Raw genomic sequence first — 1,816 nt, 5'->3', positions numbered from 1 at the left:
CATTCGTACCTTTTTGTCGTTCATCCTCTTCTTTTTCGTAAAGAAAAGACTTCACGGAACTTCGAGTCTCCAGAAAGGAGGTGTTCCAGCCGCACCTTCCGGTACGGCTACCTTGTTACGACTTAGCCCCAGTCACCGGTTTTACCCTAGGACGATCCTTTGACGGTTACGTACTTCAGGTACCCCCGGCTCCCATGGCTTGACGGGCGGTGTGTACAAGGCCCGGGAACGTATTCACCGCGCCATGGCTGATGCGCGATTACTAGCGAATCCAGCTTCACGGAGTCGAGTTGCAGACTCCGATCCGAACTGAGAGAGGGTTTTGAGATTGGCATCCTGTCGCCAGGTAGCGCCCCTTTGTCCCCCCCATTGTAACACGTGTGTCGCCCCGGATGTAAGGGCCGTGCTGATTTGACGTCATCCCAACCTTCCTCACAGCTTACGCCGGCAGTCTTGTCAGAGTCCTCAGCTTTACCTGCTAGCAACTGACAATCAGGGTTGCGCTCGTTATGGCACTTAAGCCGACACCTCACGGCACGAGCTGACGACAACCATGCAGCACCTCGCAATAGGCTATTGCTAGCTACAACCTTTCAATCGTATTCCTAATGCGTTCAAACCCGGGTAAGGTTCCTCGCGTATCATCGAATTAAACCACATGTTCCTCCGCTTGTGCGGGCCCCCGTCAATTCCTTTGAGTTTCACCGTTGCCGGCGTACTCCCCAGGTGGATTACTTAACGCTTTCGCTGTAGGACTTACACTATATCGCAAATCCCTAGTAATCATCGTTTACGGCGTGGACTACCAGGGTATCTAATCCTGTTTGATTCCCACGCTTTCGTGCTTCAGTGTCAGTGATGGTTTTGTAAGCTGCCTTCGCAATCGGAGTTCTGCGTGATATCTATGCATTTCACCGCTACAACACGCATTCCGCCTACAGCAAACATACTCAAGGTGACCAGTTTCAACGGCAATTTTATGGTTGAGCCACAAACTTTCACCGCTGACTTAATTACCCACCTACGCACCCTTTAAACCCAATAAATCCGGATAACGCTCGCATCCTCCGTATTACCGCGGCTGCTGGCACGGAGTTAGCCGATGCTTATTCATAAGGTACATACAAAACGGGACGCGTCCCGCACTTTATTCCCTTATAAAAGAAGTTTACAACCCATAGGGCAGTCATCCTTCACGCGACTTGGCTGGTTCAGGCTCTCGCCCATTGACCAATATTCCTCACTGCTGCCTCCCGTAGGAGTCTGGTCCGTGTCTCAGTACCAGTGTGGGGGACCTTCCTCTCAGAACCCCTATCCATCGATGGCTTGGTGGGCCGTTACCCCGACCAACTACCTAATGGAACGCATGCCTATCTGTCAGCGATAAATCCTTTAACAAATAACCCCAGGTGGGGTCCCTGTTTTATGGGGTATTAGACCGACTTTCGCCGGATTATCCCCCTCTGACAGGTAAGTTGCATACGCGTTACTCACCCGTGCGCCGGTCGCCACCAGAATATTGCTATCCCGTGATGCCCCTCGACTTGCATGTGTTAAGCCTGTCGCTAGCGTTCATCCTGAGCCAGGATCAAACTCTTCGTTGTCAAAATTGTTTTCTTTTTATTTCCTTGGCTCAAAATCCCGTTCTTTACTGTCTTTTCCTTACTTACCTTTTTTGGATGATTGACGGTACAAATTATTGGCTGGTTTTTTTAAAAAAAAAGAGAGAGAATACCTTTCGGGGAAAAGTGATTGACTAATCCCTCTTTTAAAGGAAGACCTCTTTTTTATCCTGCCCTTCTTCTTTTCGTCACCG

Annotated in this window: 1 protein-coding gene and 1 other annotated feature (1 of these 2 cut by a window edge); the gene reads right to left on the bottom strand. The window is 49.9% G+C overall.

Annotation, left to right across the window (positions count from 1 at the left end):
• Window positions 1–1,604 (bottom strand) — a sequence feature (most likely nonfunctional fraction of RNA operon); it reaches 680 nt to the left of the window's first position.
• Window positions 278–421 (bottom strand): hypothetical protein, encoded by a 144-nt coding sequence (locus tag BQ8014_RS19510; RefSeq protein ID WP_200814370.1) that lies wholly within the window; start codon window positions 419–421, stop codon window positions 278–280. (Overlaps the previous feature by 144 nt.)
• Window positions 1,605–1,816: the final 212 nt, after the last annotated feature.

The sequence above is a fragment of the Parabacteroides sp. Marseille-P3160 genome (assembly GCF_900162725.1).
Taxonomy (GTDB): Bacteria; Bacteroidota; Bacteroidia; order Bacteroidales; family Tannerellaceae; genus Marseille-P3160.
This window is presented reverse-complemented; position numbering and strand designations above follow the sequence as displayed.

Coding starts and splice junctions, on each gene's coding strand:
- BQ8014_RS19510 (WP_200814370.1), bottom strand. CDS start 421: ATGACGTCAAATCAGCACGGCCCTTACATCCGGGGCGACACACGTGTT.